Source organism: Mangrovibacter phragmitis (assembly GCF_040429585.1).
GTDB lineage: Bacteria > Pseudomonadota > Gammaproteobacteria > Enterobacterales > Enterobacteriaceae > Mangrovibacter > Mangrovibacter phragmitis.
This window is the reverse complement of record NZ_CP134782.1, coordinates 5641147-5664476: the sequence shown is the minus strand read 5'-3', so window position 1 is coordinate 5664476 and position 23330 is coordinate 5641147. Positions and strand designations below refer to the sequence as shown.

The following is a 23330-nucleotide window of genomic DNA, read 5'->3' as shown; positions in this document are numbered from 1 at the left end:
ATGGGTAACGGATGGAGTGAATGGCCACTGATGCTGTTTACTGTGCTGGGGCAGTGTGTGGCAGGTGGTTTCATTGTTATGGCACTGGTGCTGCTGTGTACCAGTCCCGGCGCAGAACGGCAGAAGAGAGTCACTCTCGCAATGTTGGGCCTGTGGGTATTGATGGGAATCGGGTTTATTGCCTCCATGATGCACCTGGGCTCACCCATGCGGGCATTTAACTCGTTAAACCGGATAGGCGCTTCGGCTCTGAGTAATGAAATAGCCAGTGGCTCACTCTTTTTTGCTATTGGCGGTATTGGCTGGTTACTGGCGGTCGTTAATAAGCTTTCTCAGCCGCTGCGAACATTATGGCTGGTGGTAACCATGGTGCTGGGTGTGGTGTTTGTCTGGATGATGGCAAGGGTTTACAACACGATAGATACAGTGCCAACCTGGTATTCAATATGGACTGGGTTACGCTTTTTCCTGACTATGTTGATGGGTGGACCATTACTTGGCTATCTGCTGCTGCGCATAGTGGGGGTTGAAGGCTGGGGTATGCGCCTGTTGCCTGCGGTTTCCCTGGTTGCTTTGCTGGGGAGTGCGGTGGTGGCGGTAATGCAGGGGAGTGAACTGGCAACGATTCACAGTTCCGTGCAACAAGCTCAGGCGTTAGTTCCGCAATATGGTGCACTGATGGCATGGAGCCTGCTGCTGCTGGCCGCCGCGCTGGTGTGTTGGGTGGTACCACAGTTAAAAGGGTATTACCCTGCCGTGCCTGTCTTGTCACTGGCTTTTGTTCTGGTGCTGGCAGGTGAACTGATTAGCCGCGGTGTGTTCTATGGCCTGCATATGACAGTCGGTATGGCAATCGCCGGTTAACCCTGCATTTGCCATTAGCTTAAATAAGAAGCCCATAGTGATATGGGCTTCTTATTTTTAGCTGAGATATTATTCAATATTCTGGATCTGCTCGTAAATTAAAATTTAATAATCTAATTAAAACAATATCTTAAGTTTATTTTCCATATTTCTGCTGTGTTCACTACCCGCTTTACTACCCACAAGCAAAAATCTTATTGGGTTTGTGCTGAGTGAACATTATGCCAACAAGCCCACCTCAGGCTTGTTGAGGTGGGAAAACTGGGAAAGTGGGAACACCAACCTGACAATACTAATCTCTATGCTTTGACTTAACCATGTCGGTTCATTCCGGTTGCCAGGCGCAACCTGCCCAATGCGCTTCGTAGCGCTTCGCGAAATCGTTCATCTCACGAATATTACCCGCAGGTTCACGGCAGGCCCGGGCGCAGGTAGAAACGACATCTCGGTAGAACCCCGGAGCGACAGCCTTGATGCCCCCATAATTCATTAGCAACTCAGAAAGGCGCTCCGTGATTTTTGCTCCGCGAGGTGCCATCACAATGCTCGGGGGCTCTCCATAAGTGTTGATCAACACGTATCGCCAGCTTGGGTCGGAAGTTCCCAGACGAGGGACAATCTCACAGGGACATGCATCTCCACCGCTGGAAATGCCTTCATAGACTTCTTTTAGGGCCAGTGGTTTGTGGGCCACTAGGACATAAGGTCCGGCCTCCACATATCTGCCCATACTTTCGTCGTATTCGATGCCGAGTAAGGCTTCCAGGTCAAAACGCGCATGCCGGTCAAGGGACGCCTTCCCCGAAGTGAACCATTGGAGTTCCCGCAGGGTGATCCCGGCACACTTGGCAATCTCTGCAGGTGAATTGGGCCAGCACGCCACAAGGTTCTTGGCGATTTCGGCCGCGTTGTCATAGTCACTGTCGGCCCAGACATCTTCATCCTCAACGATATCCTCCGCTGCCTTCTCACCTGTCAGTAGCCAGGTACTGCCATCAAACCCATCGAGGTTGAAATATCGGGGCTGATCTGGCGGCAGGGAGGTCTGCCAGGAAGACAGCCATGGACCAGGTGCCCAGTCGAGCCCGTTGGTCACTGTTGGCACTGTCACTTGCGCCGGTAAGGCCAGCCACTGCTGGAGCCTGTCTTCCACCTCGCGACTGTTCACGCCTCTGTGGCCCTCCCTGACACGAAAATCGTGGTCATCCTGAGCGTACCGGCAAAGGGCCTGGATGGACCCGTTAAGAGAGCAGTCATTTCCGTCGTGCTTCCTCAGCAGCCACCGGCTGGCGTCCTGGGCTGAGCGCAGGGACGCGGGAAGGGATTTCTCCCTGGCATTGGCGACTTCGACCTGGACTCCGATTTTTGCCATTTCCCCTACCAGTTCAGGGCTGGCCGTCGCGAGGTGCCTGTTGATCCGCAGGATGTCCGGTCGGCCACGCAATCCCTCAGCGTTATTCCAGGCTTCCAGAAGAGCATCCTGGAAAGCCTTGGGCTGATCGACCGGGGTAAAGGTCATCCATCGAATGGGTAACCCGGCAACCGTCAATCCGTAGAGTAAGAGAGGGCTGAGTCCGTACCGCTCTGCATCCTTGATCTTGATCGGGTCCCGCACCGATACAATGCCATGCTCCGGATGGTGGAAAAGGAACTTGGCTATTGCAACGTAGAAATGATGTTCTCTTGGTGATGGCTGCGTCTGCTTGTTCATGCCCACTCCTGGAGAAATGCGAGCTTTCCCAGAGAACTGCCGTAGGCTCTGCGGTCCGCCAACAATCTGGCCAACAGTAGAGCGCGAGATAGCCTTGGTTGATGATCTGGATTTCTACTACAGGAGTTCATTCATCCTCTCCTGGAAATAGCTTGGGTATTTCTCCATTACCGCCCTGGCTCCGTCCCGATCTTTTTTCAGCGCCTTCACGAGATCCCTCTTCTGAGTCGCTGCCAGGTTCAAGGATGCGGCGAGGTCCTGAGCGATGACGCGGTCCGAAAAGCCAAGCTCGTAAAGGGCAATGGTGGTTTCGTTCGGCAGACCATATTTCAGTCGCTTTTGGAAAATTTGGAGACGATTGATCGGGTCATCTGTTCCTTCGCGGTCCAGCATTTCTACAAATTCACACAATGCACTCACAAGAAGAGCCCCATCGTAGGCAAGACCGCCCTCGCAGATATCAATGATATTTTCGATTTTGACTTTCCTGGGCCTCTTCCCCTTACCGAGCTTGCATTTATTATTGTCGGCAATTCTGAAAAGCTGATGAAATGGGGTTCCTGAAATCCACTTCTTCGTAATTTCTTTCAGGACGTTCTTCTTGTCGAACTTATTGAAAGCTTTGTTGTGTACATGCCCCATTATTAATGGCCACACGAGGTCAAAAGCTTCGTCTCCATTTTGGGCGTCAAGAAGTTCATCAGCGTTATCTTGAACCCACCCCTCAATCGCCTTGGCATCGTTGACACCATAGAGTGTTTTGCCAAATGCTTTTCGCCGATTAACGTCAGTAATATTCTCTGATATGTTTTCCGCCAGAAGCTTGAACAATTCTTGAATCTGTTCCCGTTTCTCATCATCAGCCAAGAAGTACGCCAATGTCTGTTCCGCGAGATCAGCAATGTCTTCCTCCGTCAACCCATTATCAACAGCATCCCAGTTGGAGAGAAGAAAGCCTTCGATGGAGGCGAGAGTCAGGCTGAAAAATTCGAATTGCGGTTTAACCGCATCGACCGTGAAACCGTTTCCACCGTATTGTTTAGCAATCTTGGTGATAATTTCATTCAGGGAATCCCACCCGGCTATATGAGCTTTGGCAAAAGACAGGATGTCCCATGTCAACGAATGATTCATTTTGTCTTTTGACTTGGTACGGTCATTCCGGATAACCAGAGGGATCAGTTGAAAGAGGCTGCTTGCGCATTCCTCTGACTTGGTTGGATCAAGCAGCTCCTTGACTATATCCCACCGCCAACCGTCTTTTCGGTTGCGGCGCTTGTCATACACAATAGGGTCGGCAAACAAAATGCTGCCTTCAGTATGCATCCCCGCTCGGCCCGCTCGGCCAATGAGATTGTGGAAATCGCGAACCTTGATGCGCTCCATGCCCTGGTAGACGCTGGTAACAATGAGGTACCGAATTGGGAGATTTACGCCCTGCGCCAGTGTGGAGGTGCAAACAACGAACCGCACGAGGTTTTCACGCATAGCGTGTTCCACTGAAAGGCGGATACCATGTGGTGTATTGCCATGATGAGAAAATATGCCATGCTCAGCACTCATTGAAGCCGATGCTTCAGGTCCAAGATTCGCAGCATGGAGGTAATGGAGCCGTTCAACCTCCATTTGATTTGAGAATTCTTGTGGGAGTGGAAACGGAATACCACGATCAATGAATTCTACCGCTTTTTCACAGATGCTTGTCGCTGTTGATTTTTTGCCACAGAAGATGGCGATGCTTCCATTAGGGGCCAGTTTTATACCGAGATAGAGTGCAATGGCCTGGCCATCGTCCCTCTCTGGAAAATGACGTTCTTTCTGCTCTCTGCCTCTTTTCCCGAGATTGAATCTTTCAATCACCCTGGGAACGAAAAACTCGCCTTGTTCGGCATCACGGCTGTCGACGTACTCGATCCTTCCCAACTGATCGAGCCAGCTCGCGAACCCGACCGACCTGAAAGTCGGAATCAGGGTTGTTCCTTCGACGACATTGGGCTCCCCGTTCAGCCATTCTCCAACAGCCTCGGCGTTGCTGATGACCGCTGAGATCAGCACCTTCTGGGTTCCTTCAGGAATCATGGAGCGCAGCGACGTCAGGAGCAGCTCGTATGTGATGCCTCGGGTGCCGCTGTCGAACTGGTGGCCTTCATCAAAAACCAGCAGGCCAACGTGGGTAGCCAGCTCGGGAGCATGCCGAAGAACATAAAGCAGCTTCTCGGGGGTTATAACCAGAATCTGTTTGTGCCCCAGGAGTTCGGCAATCTCGAAGTCGGTCTGTAGGGCATCGGATAACTCATCCACCCTAGTGGGTTCGTTGTGGAATGCCTCGACGAGACTGTTCTTGATCTCATGGCACAGTGCCCTGAACGGGGCGATGATGATGGCCAGTGACACGCGGTCGGCCAGAAACGCGCTTCGAAGGATCAGCTCCGTTGCCTTCGTTTTGCCAGCGCTGGTGGGCATTTGAATGATGGCAGACTCGCCTTTGAGAACATCCGCCTGGCCCAAAAGGTGTTGTGCAGGCCAGAGTTCCTTGATGAACGAATCCTTTTGCAGCGCATGGAGCCATTTGTCTCGGGGCAGCCCGGAATATGACGGCAAAGCCTTCCAGGCGGAGTTTTCCAGCTTTTTCCTCAGAACGGCTGCGATCACATCACCAAAAAGAAGCTGCCTGGGCGTGCCGAATTCATAGACGGCGTCCCGCAGCTTCATGGCCAAATCGAGGAGATTTTTTTCGCCGTTCCCATCCTCAAAAAACTGGAGAATCCACTTTGAAATCCCGTCGATGAATCCGCCGAACGGCCCCTCAGCTCCATCAAAATAGGTTCCCAGATCGGCCTGCAGCAACCAGAGCAACAGGTACTCCAAACTATCGCCATCCAGATCCGGGCAGTCGCCATCGATGCGCTTCGCCAATACCGACGCGCTTCCGGGAAGATCACACAGGTAAAAGGAGGCGGAGCCCAGAAGCACTAGGTATGGATCAAGTGTCTCGTTCAGCTTTGATTGGAGGTAGGAGTCGAAAAAACGGGCGGAAAATAGCAGATTGTTTTTTAGCTCTGCGAGGGAATCGGGATCTGGCTCCACCCGGTTGATGGCGGCGGCGAGGTCACCAAGCAGGCCAATCGAAATGGTGAAGAGCTTATTAGGATGTAGTGATAAATCTATCTCCTGATATTCTTCAGGTACATGGTACTCGATCATCTTTGCTTTTGATCGAGTAACACCCAAAAGACGATTGGATTTTCTATCAGGCCTCATCCGCAGCCCTCCTGTAGAGCTCGTGGACAAGGTCCATCATGCTGGGTCCCTTGATAACCAAGAGAACTAGGCTGTCACCATTTGGATGAGGGAAGAACTCCTTTGATTTTGCTGACTTGGGAATTTTCCCGCAGTCAGCTGCAGCCAATTCTTCGGCGTCGAAAAATTCGTCTGAAATGATGGCTGCAGCGCCGTAGGTTTCCTTGTAGGGCATATCTACTGGGCTTTGAAATCTCTCGATCCTTTGAGCCTGTTCGATTTCCCTTTTTTCAAAGAGCTTTTGCTTGATGAAGTTCAGTGATTCATCGATGCGAATGTGATCCTTGGCAGAATCGTTGATGGCATCCTGCAGGCGATTGATTGTAGAGGCGGAGAATTTTGTCTTGGATTCAAAAACAAACAACACGTCCTTGGTGGAGGCTTCGCCGTTTTTTTTGTGAAATCGGAATCCAATGACATCGCTGCCCTTGGGCGATTCATCTCGAACAACCTTTGATGACCACCGTACCCTGGGTACCCAGTAACCGAGAAGCCATTGCAGGTAATCGGAAACCAGAATTTCCCCGAAATCTCCTGCTCTGATTCCTGGGCCGAGTTTGGATGTTCTGCAAGGGAACTTGATATTGGTCAGATAGTCCGGTCGCGGGCGTTTACCCCGGAGGAAATCGATCTCGGTATCCAGACAGTAATGATTTCGAAAGTGTTTCGCCCAGGCCGATAGCACGGCCTCATCTTTCTCATGACGAAGCTCCCAGACCTCGACCTCCTTGCCATCGGCGGTCTTTAGTCGCTCACCGGTATCGATGAGCCATTTGGTATGATCTGAAGTCCAGGGCATTTACAATCCGTTCCCAGCGTTAAAGATCTTTCTTCTCAATTCGAGCAGCAGTGAGACGACTACTTTTTCCATATATTGCTCCGACAAGCCAACAGGCTCTGGCTCCGACGTCTTCAGGTTTAGAATTCATAATATCTATTCCCCTCCATTCTCACATCGCCCCCTTAGTTTGCATCTCATGGTCGACAGAACCCCGCGTTCAAAGAACGGCAAGTCGATGGTGTCGAATACCGAACTGCAATATTGCTCGGCGAAGAGCTGTAGGTGAGCGGCGTCACGGGCCACGTCCGGATCGGATGGCAGATACTGGAGAAGCGCGTCGCTAATAAGCATCACAAACTTGCTTCTCGCTCGGGTCAGCGTCACATTGAATCGTCGTGGGCTTAGGATGAACGCATCTTCTGACGCAACAAAATCCCGGTCGGCCACCACGTAACTGGAAAGGATGAGGTCGCGTTCCTGACCCTGGAACCGGTCTACAGTGTCCACAAATGGAGGCGGGTCCATCGTCATACCGGCTGCGTCCACGAGCAGATTTCTGATGGATGCCATCTGGGCTCGGTGGGGAGTGACGATGCCGATTTTCTGCGTCCAAAACTTCTGGGCGCTTACTCCAAACTGTTGTGCGTCGACCAGCTTCTTGTACAAAAGGGTCAAAGCGGAAACGATCTGCGCCTCGAAAGGGTTCGATAATGTATAGGTGTTGGCGGAGTAGCTGATCACCACCACAGGGCAGGCTGGGTCCAGAATGCGGAGAAACTGGTCGGACCATGGCAACTGCTCAGGCCAGTCGGCTGGTCTTCCATCAATATTGATGGCGAGATCCAGCTTTCTCTCGGGGAAGAACGCCTCGTATTCGTTCTTATAAAAACGCTTACAGGGCCATGCGGAAATTTCCACGTTGGTCCGGTAGTTGTGTTTAAGCTGCACCGGGGTGATGCCGTGGGTCTCCTTCATGTAAGAGAAAATACAGTCAAACAGCCCTTGAACGCTATCCTTCATCTGGAAGCCGTAGATCGGCCCAAGCTGCCGGTCTTCACCTGCAAGGACAACATGCCCATCAGGCTTCAAAAGCAGAAAGTAGGCCGCAGCCGCAGCAACCTGAACCTGTGATGCCTCGTCGATCACCAGAAGATCAAACCATTCGGCTGTCGGTTCGCTATCCTGGTGATCTTTCTCGGCAAGTCGCCCAAGTTGCTGCCAGGTGCCCCCTACGATGATGATCCCGGGATCGTCGCCTTTCAGGGCATTCACAAAGCCCTGAGCCCTTGCGGAGGTACTCGGCATATCTTCGATCTGATCACTCAAGGGAGGCGCGGAGGAGGCGCTCCTCACCCTTGTAACACGAACTGGGCAAGCTAACGCTCCGACCGTGGCCGTCCGCCTGTTGATCAGTTCCAGGACTTCGTTGAGGACGTTATCGATAGCGTTGTAGTTGCTAGACCCGATACCGACACGCAGCGGAATTCCCGCCTCGGCGTAATGTTCAATCCACCCAAGAATAGTCCCGGCCAAGACCGTGGTCTTTCCTGTACCCGGCGGCCCCCAAAGCAAAGAAATCCTGTTTCCGAATGCATCGTGAAAAAGGGATTCCTGCTTTTCGTTAAAGGCATCCTTCAGATATGGTGTTACCTTCGCGTACAACTGGTTGGTGTCGGCGAATGTTTTTCCTGCTGCCAGCGAGCCGGGTGTATACATCAGGCTATGGGCTGGTTCGGTCATTTTTGTCGGTCTCTTAGCCATTGCCTTACCTCCGCTTCCTGGCACGTTTGATCGGTGCTGCCTTGCCGCCGACAGACCTCAATGCTTTTTCTATCCTGTCGCTCGAGAAGTCCCGGTACATCGGATCGAGGACAAGCGGTGAGTCGAGTGCCACGAGTCCTTGGGCGACGGCAAACTGAAAGAGCACCTGGTGACCTGGCTTAAGAACCACATAGGGATTGTCCTGCATGGCCTCCAACCGAATGACCTCTACCTGAAGCAATGCCCCTATCGACTTGTTCGTCATCCACCGCTCGGTCAGGCCGTGTTCGCCCAGCAGTTCTTCTGCATCCTGGAAACCCAGTCCAAGTCGCCGACGCCACGGTTCGTCGAGATCCACGTATTCATTCTCGTTGGACAGCGCGACGGTAAATTCGCCTTCCTTGATTCTGGAATCCCTGCTGGTCGGTGAAAAATCGAAAACATAGAGCGTTTCGTGTTGGTACTGTGGATTCGCGAACTTGATCTCATCGATGATCGGATCAGCCTCTGCTTGAGGCTTCAAGGTCAACCCGCGTATCGAGAAAAACCTCGCCTCCCGTTCATCGACGGGCATTGAGCGAGTGTTCCGGTTCTCCATTTCCTGGCATGCGACATTGAGCTTTTCAAAAGCGATCAGGCTTCTTGCCGCCTCCGGAACACTTGCCTGGGAGGATCGTGCGGCAGAGAAGCCGCTCTTTTTCAGCACCAACCGGTCTTTGTAATTTTCACGCAGTCGCCGGACGATGTGCTGCAAAGCTTGCAGGTGAACCTTAGTGGCCCGCTTAATGCCATCGTAGAGTTCGTCCCGGGTGTAGCGTCTCCACTTGGACGGGTCAGTAGGGTGAAGTTTATTGAAATGGCGGACGAAAATTTTGTCCTGCCACAGCTCATAGGCACGTTCGAAGGGGATCTGATCGCTCATTGGGGTAGCGAACCCAAAAGGCAGATCGAATTTATACGGGGTTCCATCCTCCCGAACATTTGGGAAGAAACTGTTCGCTGCATCAAACAGGGAGTAATCGTGGGCAACCGGCAGCCCAACGAGCATTCGCAGGACTTCCTTGACGATTGTCCCAGGCTGGGACTTGAAAGCATCCGGATCGGGCAACAGGCTGTCCGGTGGGAAGAATCGGGTAAGTATCTCGATCAGTTCGATCACGTCAGGGTTCTGCATATGACGCTCGAACATGCGCTTGAGCTGTCGCATCTCCAGCATGTCCCAGAAGAAGATATGGGAAGATAGCCGGTCACGGGCGGGTAGACCTGTATTGACGGTCGACACCTCATCTAACCACTCAGAAACCACGGTCGCAAATTCCTTCAGCCTCTCGCGCTCCGTTTCCGGGTTCATCGCATCGACACGGTCAACGATGAAAATCTTTTCGTCCGTCACCGGAGGATCGCCCGGCTTGCGGCCGTGCGGGAAATAGAGCCGCGCCGCGCCCAGTGCAAAGGAGATACCAGAGCCCGGGTCGAAATGAATCGTGATAAAGATGCTTTGGTCAGTCCACGCGGGGATCATGGCGCTGCGCCGTCCATCGACCAGCAAGGGTGCCCCCTCGGTCAAGGAACGGGCGCGAGTTGCCAGCGCTGGCCCATCCGCCCGCAACTGGTGGCTGGAGTCGATAACGGATTGCCACCGATCATCGGCGGTAGTCACGGCTTCAGTCAGTCCCGCCGTAGTGGTAATGCCATTTGAACGGAGAAGTTCCGCCTGCCCTTGATTGAGCCAGGCCAGCCGGGAAAGATGATCGCATTCAGATGCCTTATCTCGGCAATAGCGAACGTAGTCGCAAAGCTGGCACTTGGGACCGACATGCCAACTGGCATCCTCCATGTCGGTCTGCAGAACCCTGAGAAGACGATCCTCGAAAAACTGCTTCACGTGGACTTCATAGACCTCATACGGAACCCGAATCAACGTTTCGCTGAGGGCCTTGGAAACAGGATCTGCGGCTCCCTTGGCCTGATAAAGCTGGACCAGATTCCTGAACGCATTGATGTCATGGCTTCCTGGCCAGATGGTGCCTTCCGCCGAAACGGCATATCTGCCGCCAAGACCTTCTTGCTGGATGGCTGTGGCCAATGCCAGAGCGTAGTAGGTCACTTCCGTGAAGTGCCGCAGGGATGGCTCCGCAGCCATTTTCACATCAATGATATGGATTTCGTATTCAGGCACAGTCCCATTGCCAATCAGCGGCGCACCAGTACCACCTGGATGTATCCAAAGGATGTCCGGGCGCACTCTTACCTGGTCGAGACCGAAATCGTCGTATGCCTTTTGAAGGCCGGGAGTGATGTTTGTGGGAACCGTGAACTCCGCCTCGATAATTGCCTGGGGTGGCTCCTGTTGCCGGAGGATGTCAAAAAGGTTCTGGATTTTCTTGAAGGGCTTCCGTCCCAGAAGATCATCGACCTTGTCCTCGAGAAGGAACACAACTTTCCCATCATCCGAGGTGTCGATCAGATCCTGGTATTTGTCGGCTTCCCAACGCCGCCCGGCTGCTTTGATAAGTTCAATACCAGGGCGTTTGTAGGTTTCGGCAGAGATCCCAAGTGAGTCCCTTTCAGCATCACTGGCCAGTCGAAACCGGAGAAACCGGTCACAATCGAATTTGAATGTTAGGGCAAGCGTTCCTTTATCGAGTTTCGCCATCACAACTCTCCCGGGGTTGGTATGTTCTTCAATGCATCCGACATCGGTCGTGTGCTGGTATCCGCCTCGCCTAAGAAACCTCTACTGACGACCAACGCCCGAGCCAAATTTGTGAAATCAGGTATTTTGAAGCCGATCCGTTTATGGGCGGACAAGGCCTCAAAGTGAGATTCCGCCTCCAAGACAGCGTCTTTGAAGGCGGTTTCGCTGATGACCGGAACGCCCCTCTTGATGACGCCTTTCTTCTTGCGACAGACCAGCACCGCGTCCCACTTGATGGTGCCATCGTAAGTGTGAAGGCCTCCTTGGCCTTCGCCACGCATGGGCAGCACCTTGGTTACCGAGAGTCCCGAATGAAGTAGAGCCGTGCCGAGAGCATCCCACGCCGATGCGAGTTTATGATGGTAGGTGAACACGCAGATCCCATCCGGCTTAAGCACTCGATTGCATTCCATGAAAATCTGCTGAAGCCGTTCCTGGTATCCCTTGATGGCTTCGTCGGACCGTCGCGTGATGGCCAGGTTCTGCAGTATCGGAGCCGAAGTGACGTTATCGTCATACGGGGGCGGTGCGATTCTCAAAGCCTGATGCCAGGCCAAATAGAAGTCCGAGAGTTCCGAGTAGCTCAGATTGTCGAAATACGGCGGATCGGTCAGCACGAGATCCACTGAGCCGTCCGGTAGTAAATGGAGTTCCTCGGAAGACTGGGTTTCAATAGCCGCCGTGGCGCTGCCGCTCAATACATCATCGACAGAGCCAAGGCAGGCTTGTTCGCGCTCGAAATCATCTTCATAAGCGACTCTGGTGCCTTCCGGATGCAGCTCCTCGGGCGCTTTGGCAAAGGCAATTGCCTTTGATATTTTCCGGACTGTGTTGATGAACGTCCCCCGTCCAACGCCATCCTGCCAAGGGTTCAGCTCAACCGGACGAGTGATGTGCCGGTATGAGTGAATGGAGAACATTGGGCTCGTTCTGCGATAGCCAAACGCATAGGCCGTGTACATGCAGTTCGTGGTGAGATGCTCACTGAAGGCCAACTCAAGGCAGCGCCGCGCCTCATCGCTTTCCACTCGGCCAATGGCCGAACCGAGAAGGTGCAGGTGGAGCTTCTGCCGGTCATTGAAAAAGTCTGCGTAATGCCGAATCCCGTGGATCAGAGGTCGTCCATCCGAACGCCCCTCGCGGGGAATGCTTCTCGCCGGCACAAGCAAGCCACCCCCGATCATCCGCAGCTTACGGGTGGCTCGGTCGTACAATGCCTTGTCCGCCTCTTCGACACGCTTGAAATGCCTAGTGCAGTTCTTGCCGGTTCCGACCAGATACTCCTGGGCAAAGAGTCTCCAAGCGGGACGTTCGGCACCGTCAAGGTCGTCCGCTGCGATCTTTTGTGTGTGCTTGCAGGTCGGGCAAGTCATGATCCCGTTGCCGTGCGTGCCCGCGCTGATAGTGGTGCGCTTGCCGCAAGAGCAGTGCAGCACCTTGCGTTCAATCGGCAATTCGTGGACCGCATGACAGTCCTTGCAGAATACCCACTGCAGGCCCTTCTCTTTGGAGTAGGCCAGTTGGAAATGGGGATGGAGCTCTACGTCGTTCTGGCAATTCGAGCACTGCTTCACCTGGACCCAGAAATGATGAAGAACATCCCGTTCGACACCGTCCACCATAGTTCGATGCAACGGCATAATGAGTTGGGCGATCTCATTGCAGATCTGCTCGATTTCCGGATAGTGATCCTCCATTAGGGAGGCGGCCAATTCAAATCGGGTAATAAAGGTCGCGACCGGGTCGATATCAAAACCAATCACCCGGGCGTTGCAGCGCATGGACTCCACCAAACTTGTCCCGCCGCCGATGAAGGGATCGAGAACGACGGCGCCATGCACGGAGGTCTTTCCGAGATAGGTATCCCAAAAGGCGTCGGTCTTGTCAGGGGGAAGGGTCAGCGCGGTGATGATCGAACGGAACTGAGAGCCCACTCGGCGTGCAAACCAGCGGTGGACCCGGTACAAAGGATTTGAGCTCTGACCTTCACGCAGGGCAAGCTCGGCGATTTGGGCAATGGGAATGTCGCCCGCCTCCAGCAGGGTACGGGCAGGCCAACCGTCAAAGGTGTCGCCTCTGCAGCTTTCCATGGTTTGCTTTGTCTGCACTATTCTAACCATAGGGCCCCATTACCAACCCTTCGAAGTCGTGGACTAGTGGTTTTCATGGGGCTTGATAGCCTCCCAGGGAGGATTCTATTCAGATCGACTGAATTGTCATTTCTATTCTTCCTGCTCATTCATCTTGCTCCTGTCCGCCGCGCCGCCACCCTTGACCCACTCATCAACTTCATCTTTCTTAAACTTCCAAAGACGTCCCATGCGGTGGGCGGGCATGCCCTGCTTATCAATCCAGCGATAAACGGTGTCACTGCTGACACCCAGGTACTGGCTGATCTCATCGACCGATAACCAGCGATCATCCATCTCGGACATTACTTGCTCCTCATAGGTGGGGCCTGCCATGACATTTGGGGCTGAGGTGGTTATCACCATTGCTATTGGTTGTCGAGTATACGCTACTACTCATTGAGCCTCTATTGGTTTCACCCGCTTAATGCCGCATAGGTACCCATTCATCTGTTTTAATCCGGAGTATCGGCCAATAGTGGGCAATCAAAAAACACCCTAAGTCATCGGTCAGCTCGATTCAGCATTCAAAAAGCCACCAACAGATCGCTTTTGGATGGAGTATGGGTGTCATTGCCCTGTGTTCGTTAGTGATAATGACTGAGAGGTAGTTTTTCGATGGGTTTTTGATGATCCACATATATTGCGTCGGGCTTAGGCTTCGAATTTGTGATTTGGTGAGCTGTAATCGCGAAAGTCCGATTGCCTTCTCTGAAATTCCAGATAGATAGGAATTTATCCGCCAACGTTCCATACGCCTCAGGTTCCATCTAGGTTCTGGAATATCAGTCGTAATAGTCCAGAGGGGAATGCTGGCACCAAGATTCCAGATAGATAGGCGCATCGGTGGGTTTATTCCAACCTGTGATTTCGAACTTTGTTTCCACGTATGTGGAATTTGAGCGCCAAGATTCCAGATAGATAGTTATGTGGAAAGTTAATGGGTAGGCATTGGCTAGGAATAGCCAGCTTTTTTCCAGTGTGGAATGTGGGCCAATACGTTTTCCACTAAAAATGTTCTTTCAGAACAAAGTTAATAACTTTCAATTGGTTGTTGTGATTTCGTGGATCTGGATCCATGATGAATTCTATACCGCTAGCAGGAGGGTAATCATGAATGCCTTTGAATGGGGAATGTTCGGGCTCTGGCTGTTTTTCACTGCAGTGTTCGCCTGGTGCCTATATAGCTATAAAGCGAACCAAACTATGTCTGAAGATGATCAAAAACCACGTAACTAAGCTGGTTAGAGCTTGCATTTTCCTGTGCCGTGGTAGCCTGTCTTTAAACGTGCTGACTTTCACATGTGAAATTTTTTCGGGAGAGTCCCCGACGATGAAATTCCTAGGCAATATTCTCTTGATGCTGCTCTTTGTCACAGGATTGGCGGCCTATGGCAACACCAACTTCGTCTGGTTGTTGATCTGTTTGCCTTTGGTAGTGTGGTTGTGGCGTGTGCTTTGCTGGTATATGCGCCTTCCCAGGCTCATGGTGCTCTTTTGGATCGCTCTACTGTGCTTTAAATGGACTGCGGCATTGGCCCTGGGTATTTCGGTTATTATCGTGTGGATGTTCAAGCAGCGGCATAGCATTGCGCAGGAAAGGTCTGCGAAGCGTCGGCATCAGAGACGATGGCTTTTGGGAAGCTATGATGATGACTTCCGAACCTTTACCGACGATTAGCTTTGATCACTGCCATCCATTTTCCCTCCCTCTTCGAGCTGCTTTTTCTTATCCAGCTCTGCCAGTATCAATGATGCCTTTTCTGCCGCAGCCGCGACAACATGCTCAGGCTGTTCTTCCAACATTTGTTTCAGTGTTTTAGCCATAGCGCTCTCCATGAATATTCTGAACAGTTCTGTGAGTGTTTAGAATAAAAATTCTGGCGTTACATGTCACGAATGAATAGCGTGACATGTAACGGTTTGGGTTTAGTCATTAAAATTCAATTTGTTACATTCTGGTTTGTGAGTTGATAGTTTTAATTCTTTGTTCTCATTCCTGTATTTGCAGCACCGATAAATATCGCTCAATGTGCCCAAAATGGACAATTCCAGCGACGAGGATTGTACTCGGTGAACGGTATGATCGCTCATGACAAATCAAGATGTTATGGGAGATACCAACATATGAATATCGCATCACTGAACAATCTACTCACGTATGAAGAAGTGTGTTCACTAACCAAACTATCCCAGCCAACTTTGCGCCGTTATGTCAAAGCTGGCAAGTTTCCTCAGCCCATCAAGCCTAATCCAATGGGCAAGGCTGTACGTTTCAGAGCGGTGGATGTTCGTCGCTGGATGGCAGAGTTGTAATAGGAAGCGATAATGGAGTTTCGTCTAACTGATGCACATCTGGAATGCCTTGAAAAGGGCGATTGGCAGATTGTTGGCGGGTGGATAAGGGTTGTAGCCAGAACTCGGCGAAATACCCGTAAACATGGTTTTGGTGCGTTAATCCAGTGGCGCAACATGGATAGTGTTTTGCTACAGGACATAGTATTCAACCGGGTATTACATGGTGATCAGTCACGCCAGGTACGTGATGCCCTGATTGATTCGGGCTATTGGTTAGAGCCCTATCCACAAAGCTGGTCGCGTTTGCAGCGCTATTTGCTGCAAGAGATTCTGAAAGCCCCTTCAGGAATTTGTGTCGATACTACGGGGTGGCATGACAGTGTTTATGTCACTCAGGATTGGTCCGTTGGTACAAACGCTGAACCTTATTACTACGCCGGTCAACTGAACGACTCGATGCTGAAATGCGCCGGCACTTTGGCGCAGTGGCAATCACAGGTGGGCGCTCTATGTACCGGAAATCCGTTGATGGTGTTTGTGGTGGGCGTGGCGCTATCCGCGCCGCTGCTACATCCAGCCGCCGTGGAGAACGGTATTTTTCATTTGGTCGGGCCTTCCTCCTCCGGGAAGACATCGCTACTTGAATTGGCGGCATCGGTTTACAGCGATAGATCTTTCGTTCGCAGCTGGATTTCCACGGCGAATGGCTTGGCGGCGGTGGCCGCCGAGCAGCATGACATGTTACTCGCACTGGATGAAATTGGCCTGGCACGGCCAGAGGACGTCGATATTGCTGTTTACCATATAGTCGCGGGTACCAGTAAGCTGCGGGCAACGGAAAGCGGAGCACTCGCCAGACCTTCTCACTGGCGGACATTGGCGTTGAGCAGCGGTGAAGTTTGGCTGTCAGAAGTTTTTCAATCGCTTGGGAAGCGGCCTAAGGCCGGTCAACAGATCCGTTTGGTCGAAATACCTGTTTTTGGTCGATTTGGCACTTTTGATGCGTTGCATCGCTTTCAGTGTCCGCAACTGTTTGTCGATCATTTGAAGCTGCAGACCAGCCGGTATCACGGGAGCCTGTTCCCCGAATGGATGAACCTGCTGACATCGACGGATGAGCTTGCCCACTACGCCAAGTCTGAGATCCAGCGGTTGGTTGATCAGTGGCGAACCAGCAATATGTCATCGCAGGTAATTCGCGTGCTGCAGCGCTTTGCACTGGTTGCAACGGTACTTTCTCTTGCTTCTAGAAATTACCTGGTGCCCTGGGATGAGGAAGAGTCCGTCGATTCAGTGAAGCAGGTTTGGATGCAGTGGCTGGCTGCTCGGGGTCATGTGATGAACTCTGAGGAACACCAAGTTCTGTCCCGCTTAAAAGTTTTGCTGCCGAAATGGGAGAAGGCTCTGCAACCACTCGGTCATCAAAATGCCACTTCTTTGCTGGGCTACATCCGAGAGCTTGATGGTGAGCGGCAATGGCTGATCGATAAGAAACAGTTTCTGCGGCAGCTGGACATGCCTGGCCAGTACATGCGTGAGGTGATGCCGATGCTCCAGCGGGGATGGCTTGCAACCAACGAGCCTGAGCGGGCAACGCTAAAACTCATGATCCAAGGTAAGTCCCATCGTTTTTTCGCACTGTGGCCTGAACGCATCTATGCCGGAATACAGGAGCTGGAACTTGATGACTAATTTCCCAGTTTCCCACTTTTCCCATTCAATCTCCGGAGGAAAACGTAATGAATGAACAAACCTTCGTATTGCCCACTGAAGATGTCCGTGCTCAAGTACTCAGCCAGTCTGGCCAGTGTGAACGACTGGTCAGAGAGCATGATCGCAGGGCGATTACCGGCGTCAGTCGCACACAGTGGTGGACCATGGAGCGGCAAGGGCTGGTGCCCAAACGGGTCAAGCTGAGCGCTCACTGTGTGGCGTGGCGACTTTCGGATCTGTTGTGGTGGATTGAACAGCGAAAGGCCACTTGAGCAAGATCAGATCCCCGACACATGGTGTGCTGGGGATTTTTATATCTTCAGGATTTTTTCGAGCCGGACGTAAGCTTCTACATGCTTTTCGGGGGGCATCTTGGCCAAGTTTTGCAGTTTCCAGCGGACGGCAGGTAACCGGTCGATACCGGAGAGCTCAAGGAGTGACCAATCGGGTGTACGATTTTTGAATGACAATAAAAACGCCCGCTCCTGTGGTGTCAGCGAGGTATGGATGAGCCTCACCAGCTGCTCCCGTGCCGCCTCCAGTTCAGCCTGTGGAATGTCCTGATCGGCCATGTTACGAAATTCCCCTTCATAGACAGCGGAAATGTCTTTGAAGTGTGGCCTGAGCAGTTCGGCAATAGGCCGCGGGTGACTGATGATGTACACCAGCAGTGCTTTGCGAAGGTCATCGGTGAGCCCTTCGCTATCGAGCAACTGCTTGATGTCGAAAAGATCTCGCGGGTGTTGGCGATCCAGCGCTGCGCAAATTTTGCCCGCATACAAATCCGCGAAGCTCACCACGGCCATCTCGGCAAAGCCAAACTCCTCTTCGACGGCTTCACTGACCGGCATGACCAGGGGCTCGTAAACCGTGCCGCGCAGTACGGGTGAGAGTTCAATTTTGATTTGAACGGCATCACGCTCCACCAGTAGACGCAGGGCATCCGCTTTATCCTGAAACGAACGGATAACCCTGGTATTTTCGAGACTGACCATGATGGTCGAGGCCAGTGCTCCAAGATTGTCCTTGATGGTCTTCAGGGCCTCATTCCGCTCCATCATGGGTAGAAAAACCAGATCGATATCGACCGAGAGCCGGGGAAAGTCACGAACGAACAAATTGATAGCCGTTCCACCTTTAAGGGCGAAACAGTCATGCCGGGCAACGAAGGGAATGAGCTGCAGCAATAGCTGGACTTGTCGGTAGTAATGGCTTTGTCTATCCATGTGCTTTACATCTCCTTCGGTACAGTGATTTGCCAGGTTGGCTCCAGCCTGCCGCCCTTGGCGATCAGTCGCTTACCGGTTCCCAACTCATAACAATCAGGTTTCAGGTGCTTGAGCCAGGCGTGTTGGTGCCTTCCTGCCAACCAGAGAAAGAGCCGCTTCGCCTTGATGCTGCAACAGGCTTTCAGCAAGGCATCCAACTTGCGTGGTGAGAGGTTGTGAAGTCCCTGCATAAGCTGGTCAGCATGTTCAAAGCTGATGGTCTTGGGCATCGCTGCCAAGAGTTCCAGAATGGCTTTCTCTGGACAGGAATAGCGGAGTGGGGGGAGTGATGCCTGCCAAGTGTCTTGCCGGAGATACTTGTCGTCTTGCATCAGCGTCTCAGGCCACAGGCGGCGCGTACCGTGCCACTCAATCTGCGCTGGGATCTTGATTCTGTCCAGCCACTTGGGGAGCGCAGCATCGGAATAGAGCTGAACCCTTGGTTTGCTTCCCTTGGACAGGTAATGACCGAGGCCTTCAAGCTCTAACGCGGTTAAGCCTCCGACATGGATGGGGGCATCGGACATGCGCTGCAAAGAGGCAACGATGCCTTTCCAGGAGAGCCTTGCTTCCTGCCTGGAGTAAACACCTGCTGCAAGAGGGATCAGGGTCTGGTTGCGCACAGCATTGTCCAGAAAGTGCAAGTTGAGCCCTTGTGCCTCCAGCCATGATTTGGTGGCTACCATATCCAAGGGCAGCACCTTCTGCAGCTGCTGTCTGGCTTCAGTATTGAGCATGGCTAGCCTCAGGGTGGTTTGTAAACAATAAAATATACGTCAATTATTGACGTGATTTAGGAATTTATCAAACCAATCTGCTTCTGGAAGTTTGTATATTTGTCATTTCACGCCAATTAATACCGTGAAAATTATGATTTGCAAACCGCATCAAAATCGACAATCTTATTTGTCTCACTGCCATTAACAAAAGGGGCCAGCCACTCACCGAGCTTGGTATGTGCTTCTTTGCGCTCTTCAAAATAGGCATGCCGGTTGTAGATCTCATCGACCCTATTTCCAGCTTGCTGATTCAGGCAACGCTTGGCAAGGCTGTCGTCAACCCCCATCTTACCGAGCATAGTTCTGGCGGTACCGCGCAAATCATGGACCCGGCGCTTATCAAACGAGAAGAAGCCCTGCTCAAACAACTTTTTCAGCGCATGGTTCAGGGTGTTCTCACACACGTGGGGAGTGCGAGCCTGCCTGCTTATCCGCCTGGCCGGGAACACCCAGTCACTGCCACAACTGCGGATCTTTAATTCTTCCAGCCATGACAGTGCCGGTTCACTGAGTGGGATATCGATAGCACGGCGTTTCTTGGTGCGCTCTTTGGGGAGGTGCCACAGCCGATTCGTCAAGTCAAACTCGTGCCATGGAGCGGCCAAAAGCTCCATTTTTCTGGTACAGGTGGCTATCAGCAGGGCACATGCTAAGTAGTTTTCGCGGCTGAACTGTGCCGGGATCGCTCTGAGCTTGGTGAAGAACTCAATCACTTCGGATTCGGTCATTGGGTAGTTAGCGGCTTGTTCCTCCCCGCCGGCATCCCTGGGACGGAACGGACTGGCTGGGTTGAACTGGGTTACGTCCAACTTCATGCCGTGATCAAAGATGCGCTTGAGCATGCGCATAACGTCGTTGGAAATGGTTGGCCTCGGCGGTTTGTCGCCATAGCCGTTTGCGATGTCGCGCAGGATCTCACTGACATCGAGAGGCCTTATCTTCTCCAACTCGACTTTGCCAATGCGCCAGGCAATCTCGCGTTCGTAAAGGCTGCGTTCTTTCTCGTGTGTAGCAATTTCCCGTTGCCGTAGCTGGTAATAGTCGGCATACAGATCATTCAGGGTCTTGAAGGGATTACCGTTGACCTTTTGTCTTTCCTGAACCGGATCGGCTCCCTCTCGCTTGATCGCCAACCTCAGCTTGGCCGCTTCATCCCGGGCATCGGCGAGTGACCAGTCAACTACCTTGCCTATGGTGTATTCACGCCGGAGTTTTGTGGCCGCGGTGGTATAGCGCAACATCCAGTAGGCATCGCCGCGCTTGGGGGTCATCAGATATAGTCCATCACCATCGGCATGCCGGACTGAAGGTTTTTCCTTGATCAGTTTCTTGACGGTTTTATCATGCAACTTGCCCACTTTTCAGCCTCAAAAAAATTGGGGAGTACAGTCTCACTCTGCAAACTATAGCGAGAAAATACTCCCCAATCTACTACCCATAACTACCCAAACAAGACAGGATAGCTTTGGATTTTATGACCTTCAAATCTACATAATAATTTGATTTTGAATCGTTTTATGTCAGTTGTTGACTTCCAACAAACATCATTCAATATTCTGGATCTGCTCGCGCATCTGCTCGATTAACACTTTCAGCTCAATAGCCGAGTTGGTTACTTCGGCATTGATAGATTTAGATGCCAGCGTATTCGACTCACGGTTGAATTCCTGCATCATAAAGTCCAGCCGGCGGCCAACCGCTTCTTTCTTCTTCAGGATGTTGTAGGTTTCTTTAACGTGGGCATCCAGGCGATCCAGCTCTTCAGCCACATCAATCCGTTGTGCCATCAGAACCAGTTCCTGCTCAAGACGGTTGTTTTCTAACTGTACGGACGCTTCTTCCAGTTTGCTCACCAGGCGTTCACGCTGCCATTTCAGAATATCCGGCATTTGTGCTCGCACTTTGCTGACTTCCTTGCTGACACCTTCCAGGCGTTGCTCAATTAATACTTTAAGCGCCTGGCCTTCGGTTTCACGGGCAACGATAAAGTCATCCAGTGCGGATTCCAGCCCACCCATGATTTCACTGGTAATGGCATCAAGATCCTGCTCTTTGGCAGACATCACGCCCGGCCAGCGCAGAATATCCAGTGGGTTGATTTCACCTTCATCACTCTGCATTTTTACCCAGTTACCGGCCTGCACCAGTTGTTTTGCCAGTTCCTCATTGAGAATCAGCTCACTCTGAGCATGGCTGTCTGGCTCAAAACGCAGGGTGCATTCGATTTTGCCGCGGGTCAGGCGTGCACGAATACGCTCGCGCACCACGGGTTCAAGACTGCGAAATTGTTCCGGGAGGCGCAGGTAGGTTTCGAGGTAGCGCTGGTTGACTGAGCGCAGTTCCCAGGAGGCTGAGCCCCAATCGCCTTTAATTTCACGCCGGGCGTAGGCGGTCATGCTACGGATCATATCAGTAACCAATTTTATAAATGGATGAGGGGATTATAGCCAGCATGCTCCCATCAGGATAGGAATAAGGTCGCGAAGTCCGTATAATGCGCAGCCACATTCGTTTCTGACCGGAGAAGACTCATGCGTCCAGCAGGCCGTAGTAACACACAAGTACGCCCCGTCACTCTTACTCGCCATTACACCAAACACGCTGAAGGCTCTGTTCTGGTGGCTTTTGGCGATACCAAAGTACTGTGTACCGCCACGGTAGAAGAAGGCGTCCCCCGCTTTCTGAAAGGCCAGGGCCAGGGTTGGGTAACCGCAGAATACGGTATGTTGCCGCGTGCCACTCACACCCGTAACGCGCGTGAAGCAGCCAAGGGCAAGCAGGGTGGGCGCACTATGGAAATCCAGCGCCTTATCGCCCGTGCATTGCGTGCCGCAATAGACCTGAAAGCGCTGGGTGAATACACCATCACGCTGGACTGCGATGTCCTGCAGGCTGATGGTGGAACACGCACTGCCTCTATTTCTGGTGCCTGTGTGGCGCTGGCAGATGCCCTGAACGCTATGGTGGCAAACGGCAAACTGAAAGCTAACCCAATGAAAGGGATGGTTGCCGCGGTATCGGTAGGTATCGTGAATGGTGAAGCAGTTTGTGACCTGGAGTATGTGGAAGATTCAGTTGCCGAAACTGACATGAACGTGGTCATGATGGAAGACGGGCGCATGATTGAAGTGCAGGGCACAGCTGAAGGCGAGCCGTTCAGCCATGAAGAGCTTCTCACGTTGCTGGCTTTGGCTCGTGGGGGAATCGAATCTATCATCGCGTCGCAGAAGGCGGCGTTAGAAAATTAATTTTCAGGCGGCCTGTGAGTCGCCTTTTTTTTGCCCGCGGGTTGGCGCATTGTGGCAGAGATGTCCCACCTGCGTGCATGAACAGAATTGCTACAGTAAGGAGCGAATCCATGAAACCGTATCAGCGCCAGTTTATTGAATTTGCGCTTAACAAGCAGGTATTGAAGTTTGGTGAGTTTACCCTGAAATCCGGGCGTATCAGCCCTTATTTCTTCAATGCGGGGCTGTTTAATACCGGGCGTGATCTGGCACTTTTGGGGCGTTTCTATGCTGAGGCGCTGGTGGACTCCGGTATTGATTTTGACCTGCTGTTTGGCCCGGCTTATAAAGGGATCCCTATTGCGACAACCACTGCTGTCGCATTGGCGGAACACCATGAGCGGGATGTGCCTTACTGCTTTAACCGCAAAGAAGCAAAAGACCATGGTGAAGGGGGAAACCTGGTTGGCAGCGCTCTGCAAGGCCGGGTAATGCTGGTAGATGATGTGATAACTGCAGGTACAGCTATTCGTGAATCAATGGAGATTATTCAGGCGAATGGTGCGTCCCTTGCCGGGGTGCTGATATCGCTGGACCGCCAGGAACGTGGGCGTAGCGATATTTCGGCTATTCAGGAAGTGGAGCGCGATTACCGCTGCAAAGTCATTTCCATTATTACCCTGAAAGACGTCATCAGTTGGCTGGAAGAAAAGCCAGAAATGGCTCAACACCTGGCGTCGGTTCGTGAATATCGCGAACAATATGGGGTGTAAACCTCACCAGTAAAAAGGGCCTTCAGGG

19 protein-coding genes are annotated in these 23330 nt (G+C 52.2%); 7 read left to right on the top strand and 12 right to left on the bottom strand.

What is annotated here, in order from left to right; translation table 11 throughout:
- Complete coding sequence (locus tag MPHASIOC01_RS27195) at nucleotides 1-864, top strand: DmsC/YnfH family molybdoenzyme membrane anchor subunit (protein ID WP_353613657.1); 864 nt, start codon at nucleotides 1-3, stop codon at nucleotides 862-864.
- Nucleotides 865-1189: 325 nt separating this feature from the next.
- On the opposite strand, the gene MPHASIOC01_RS27190 is transcribed toward MPHASIOC01_RS27195, so the two are convergent.
- The 7 genes from MPHASIOC01_RS27190 to MPHASIOC01_RS27160 form a co-directional block, all read right to left on the bottom strand.
- Complete coding sequence (locus MPHASIOC01_RS27190) at nucleotides 1190-2383, bottom strand: hypothetical protein (protein ID WP_220067776.1); 1194 nt, start codon at nucleotides 2381-2383, stop codon at nucleotides 1190-1192.
- A gap of 309 nt (nucleotides 2384-2692) precedes the next feature.
- Nucleotides 2693-5836, bottom strand: a complete 3144-nt coding sequence (locus MPHASIOC01_RS27185; protein WP_319861581.1) for a DEAD/DEAH box helicase — start codon at nucleotides 5834-5836, stop codon at nucleotides 2693-2695.
- Nucleotides 5826-6674, bottom strand: coding sequence for a Hachiman antiphage defense system protein HamA (locus MPHASIOC01_RS27180; RefSeq protein WP_110027412.1), 849 nt, complete (start codon nucleotides 6672-6674; stop codon nucleotides 5826-5828). The genes MPHASIOC01_RS27185 and MPHASIOC01_RS27180 overlap by 11 nt, the downstream gene beginning before the upstream one ends.
- A 135-nt stretch (nucleotides 6675-6809) precedes the next feature.
- Entirely contained in the window at nucleotides 6810-8417 is a 1608-nt protein-coding gene (locus tag MPHASIOC01_RS27175; RefSeq protein ID WP_353613656.1) for an AAA domain-containing protein, read from the bottom strand.
- Nucleotides 8418-8421: 4 nt separating this feature from the next.
- On the bottom strand, nucleotides 8422-11073 hold the full coding sequence (locus tag MPHASIOC01_RS27170; RefSeq protein ID WP_220066438.1) for a hypothetical protein: 2652 nt from the start codon (nucleotides 11071-11073) through the stop codon (nucleotides 8422-8424).
- Nucleotides 11073-13223: a hypothetical protein gene (locus MPHASIOC01_RS27165; protein ID WP_220066439.1), complete on the bottom strand. Its 2151-nt coding sequence runs from the start codon at nucleotides 13221-13223 to the stop codon at nucleotides 11073-11075. Before MPHASIOC01_RS27165 ends, MPHASIOC01_RS27170 begins: the two co-directional genes overlap by 1 nt.
- A 114-nt stretch (nucleotides 13224-13337) precedes the next feature.
- Entirely contained in the window at nucleotides 13338-13550 is a 213-nt protein-coding gene (locus tag MPHASIOC01_RS27160; RefSeq protein WP_001293242.1) for a helix-turn-helix domain-containing protein, read from the bottom strand.
- A gap of 1027 nt (nucleotides 13551-14577) precedes the next feature.
- Here MPHASIOC01_RS27160 and MPHASIOC01_RS27155 point away from each other — a divergent pair.
- Nucleotides 14578-14925, top strand: a complete 348-nt coding sequence (locus MPHASIOC01_RS27155; protein WP_110027406.1) for a hypothetical protein — start codon at nucleotides 14578-14580, stop codon at nucleotides 14923-14925.
- Here the strand turns inward: MPHASIOC01_RS27155 and MPHASIOC01_RS27150 are convergent.
- Nucleotides 14922-15071, bottom strand: a complete 150-nt coding sequence (locus MPHASIOC01_RS27150) for a hypothetical protein (RefSeq protein ID WP_170123795.1) — start codon at nucleotides 15069-15071, stop codon at nucleotides 14922-14924. The two genes, MPHASIOC01_RS27155 and MPHASIOC01_RS27150, sit on opposite strands and share 4 nt — an antisense overlap.
- Before the next feature lie 300 nt (nucleotides 15072-15371).
- Here MPHASIOC01_RS27150 and MPHASIOC01_RS27145 point away from each other — a divergent pair, with 300 nt between their 5' ends.
- From MPHASIOC01_RS27145 to MPHASIOC01_RS27135, 3 genes are read left to right on the top strand one after another with little or no spacing between them, the layout of a single operon-like run.
- Nucleotides 15372-15560, top strand: a complete 189-nt coding sequence (locus MPHASIOC01_RS27145; RefSeq protein WP_110027404.1) for an AlpA family transcriptional regulator — start codon at nucleotides 15372-15374, stop codon at nucleotides 15558-15560.
- Between the two features lie 12 nt (nucleotides 15561-15572).
- Complete coding sequence (locus MPHASIOC01_RS27140; RefSeq protein ID WP_110027403.1) at nucleotides 15573-17234, top strand: DUF927 domain-containing protein; 1662 nt, start codon at nucleotides 15573-15575, stop codon at nucleotides 17232-17234.
- A gap of 47 nt (nucleotides 17235-17281) precedes the next feature.
- On the top strand, nucleotides 17282-17527 hold the full coding sequence (locus tag MPHASIOC01_RS27135; protein ID WP_208136440.1) for an AlpA family transcriptional regulator: 246 nt from the start codon (nucleotides 17282-17284) through the stop codon (nucleotides 17525-17527).
- Between the two features lie 39 nt (nucleotides 17528-17566).
- Here the strand turns inward: MPHASIOC01_RS27135 and MPHASIOC01_RS27130 are convergent, their stop codons facing one another.
- The 4 genes from MPHASIOC01_RS27130 to MPHASIOC01_RS27115 all read right to left on the bottom strand — a co-directional run bounded on the left by MPHASIOC01_RS27130 (nucleotide 17567) and on the right by MPHASIOC01_RS27115 (nucleotide 21710).
- On the bottom strand, nucleotides 17567-18481 hold the full coding sequence (locus tag MPHASIOC01_RS27130) for a nucleotidyl transferase AbiEii/AbiGii toxin family protein (RefSeq protein WP_220066440.1): 915 nt from the start codon (nucleotides 18479-18481) through the stop codon (nucleotides 17567-17569).
- A 5-nt stretch (nucleotides 18482-18486) separates the two neighbouring features.
- A complete protein-coding gene (locus MPHASIOC01_RS27125; RefSeq protein WP_110027399.1) occupies nucleotides 18487-19260 on the bottom strand; it encodes a type IV toxin-antitoxin system AbiEi family antitoxin in 774 nt (257 codons plus the stop codon).
- A gap of 131 nt (nucleotides 19261-19391) precedes the next feature.
- Nucleotides 19392-20660 carry a site-specific integrase gene (locus MPHASIOC01_RS27120; RefSeq protein ID WP_220066441.1) on the bottom strand — a complete coding sequence of 423 codons (1269 nt, stop codon included), beginning with the start codon at nucleotides 20658-20660 and terminating at the stop codon, nucleotides 19392-19394.
- Between the two features lie 186 nt (nucleotides 20661-20846).
- Nucleotides 20847-21710: a YicC/YloC family endoribonuclease gene (locus MPHASIOC01_RS27115; protein ID WP_064596213.1), complete on the bottom strand. Its 864-nt coding sequence runs from the start codon at nucleotides 21708-21710 to the stop codon at nucleotides 20847-20849.
- A 123-nt stretch (nucleotides 21711-21833) separates the two neighbouring features.
- Between MPHASIOC01_RS27115 and rph the strand changes: the two genes are divergently transcribed.
- Both rph and pyrE read left to right on the top strand, forming a co-directional pair.
- Complete coding sequence (gene rph, locus MPHASIOC01_RS27110) at nucleotides 21834-22550, top strand: ribonuclease PH (RefSeq protein WP_064596211.1); 717 nt, start codon at nucleotides 21834-21836, stop codon at nucleotides 22548-22550.
- A 110-nt stretch (nucleotides 22551-22660) separates the two neighbouring features.
- On the top strand, nucleotides 22661-23302 hold the full coding sequence (gene pyrE / locus MPHASIOC01_RS27105; protein WP_353613655.1) for an orotate phosphoribosyltransferase: 642 nt from the start codon (nucleotides 22661-22663) through the stop codon (nucleotides 23300-23302).
- The last annotated feature ends 28 nt before the right edge of the window (nucleotides 23303-23330 follow it).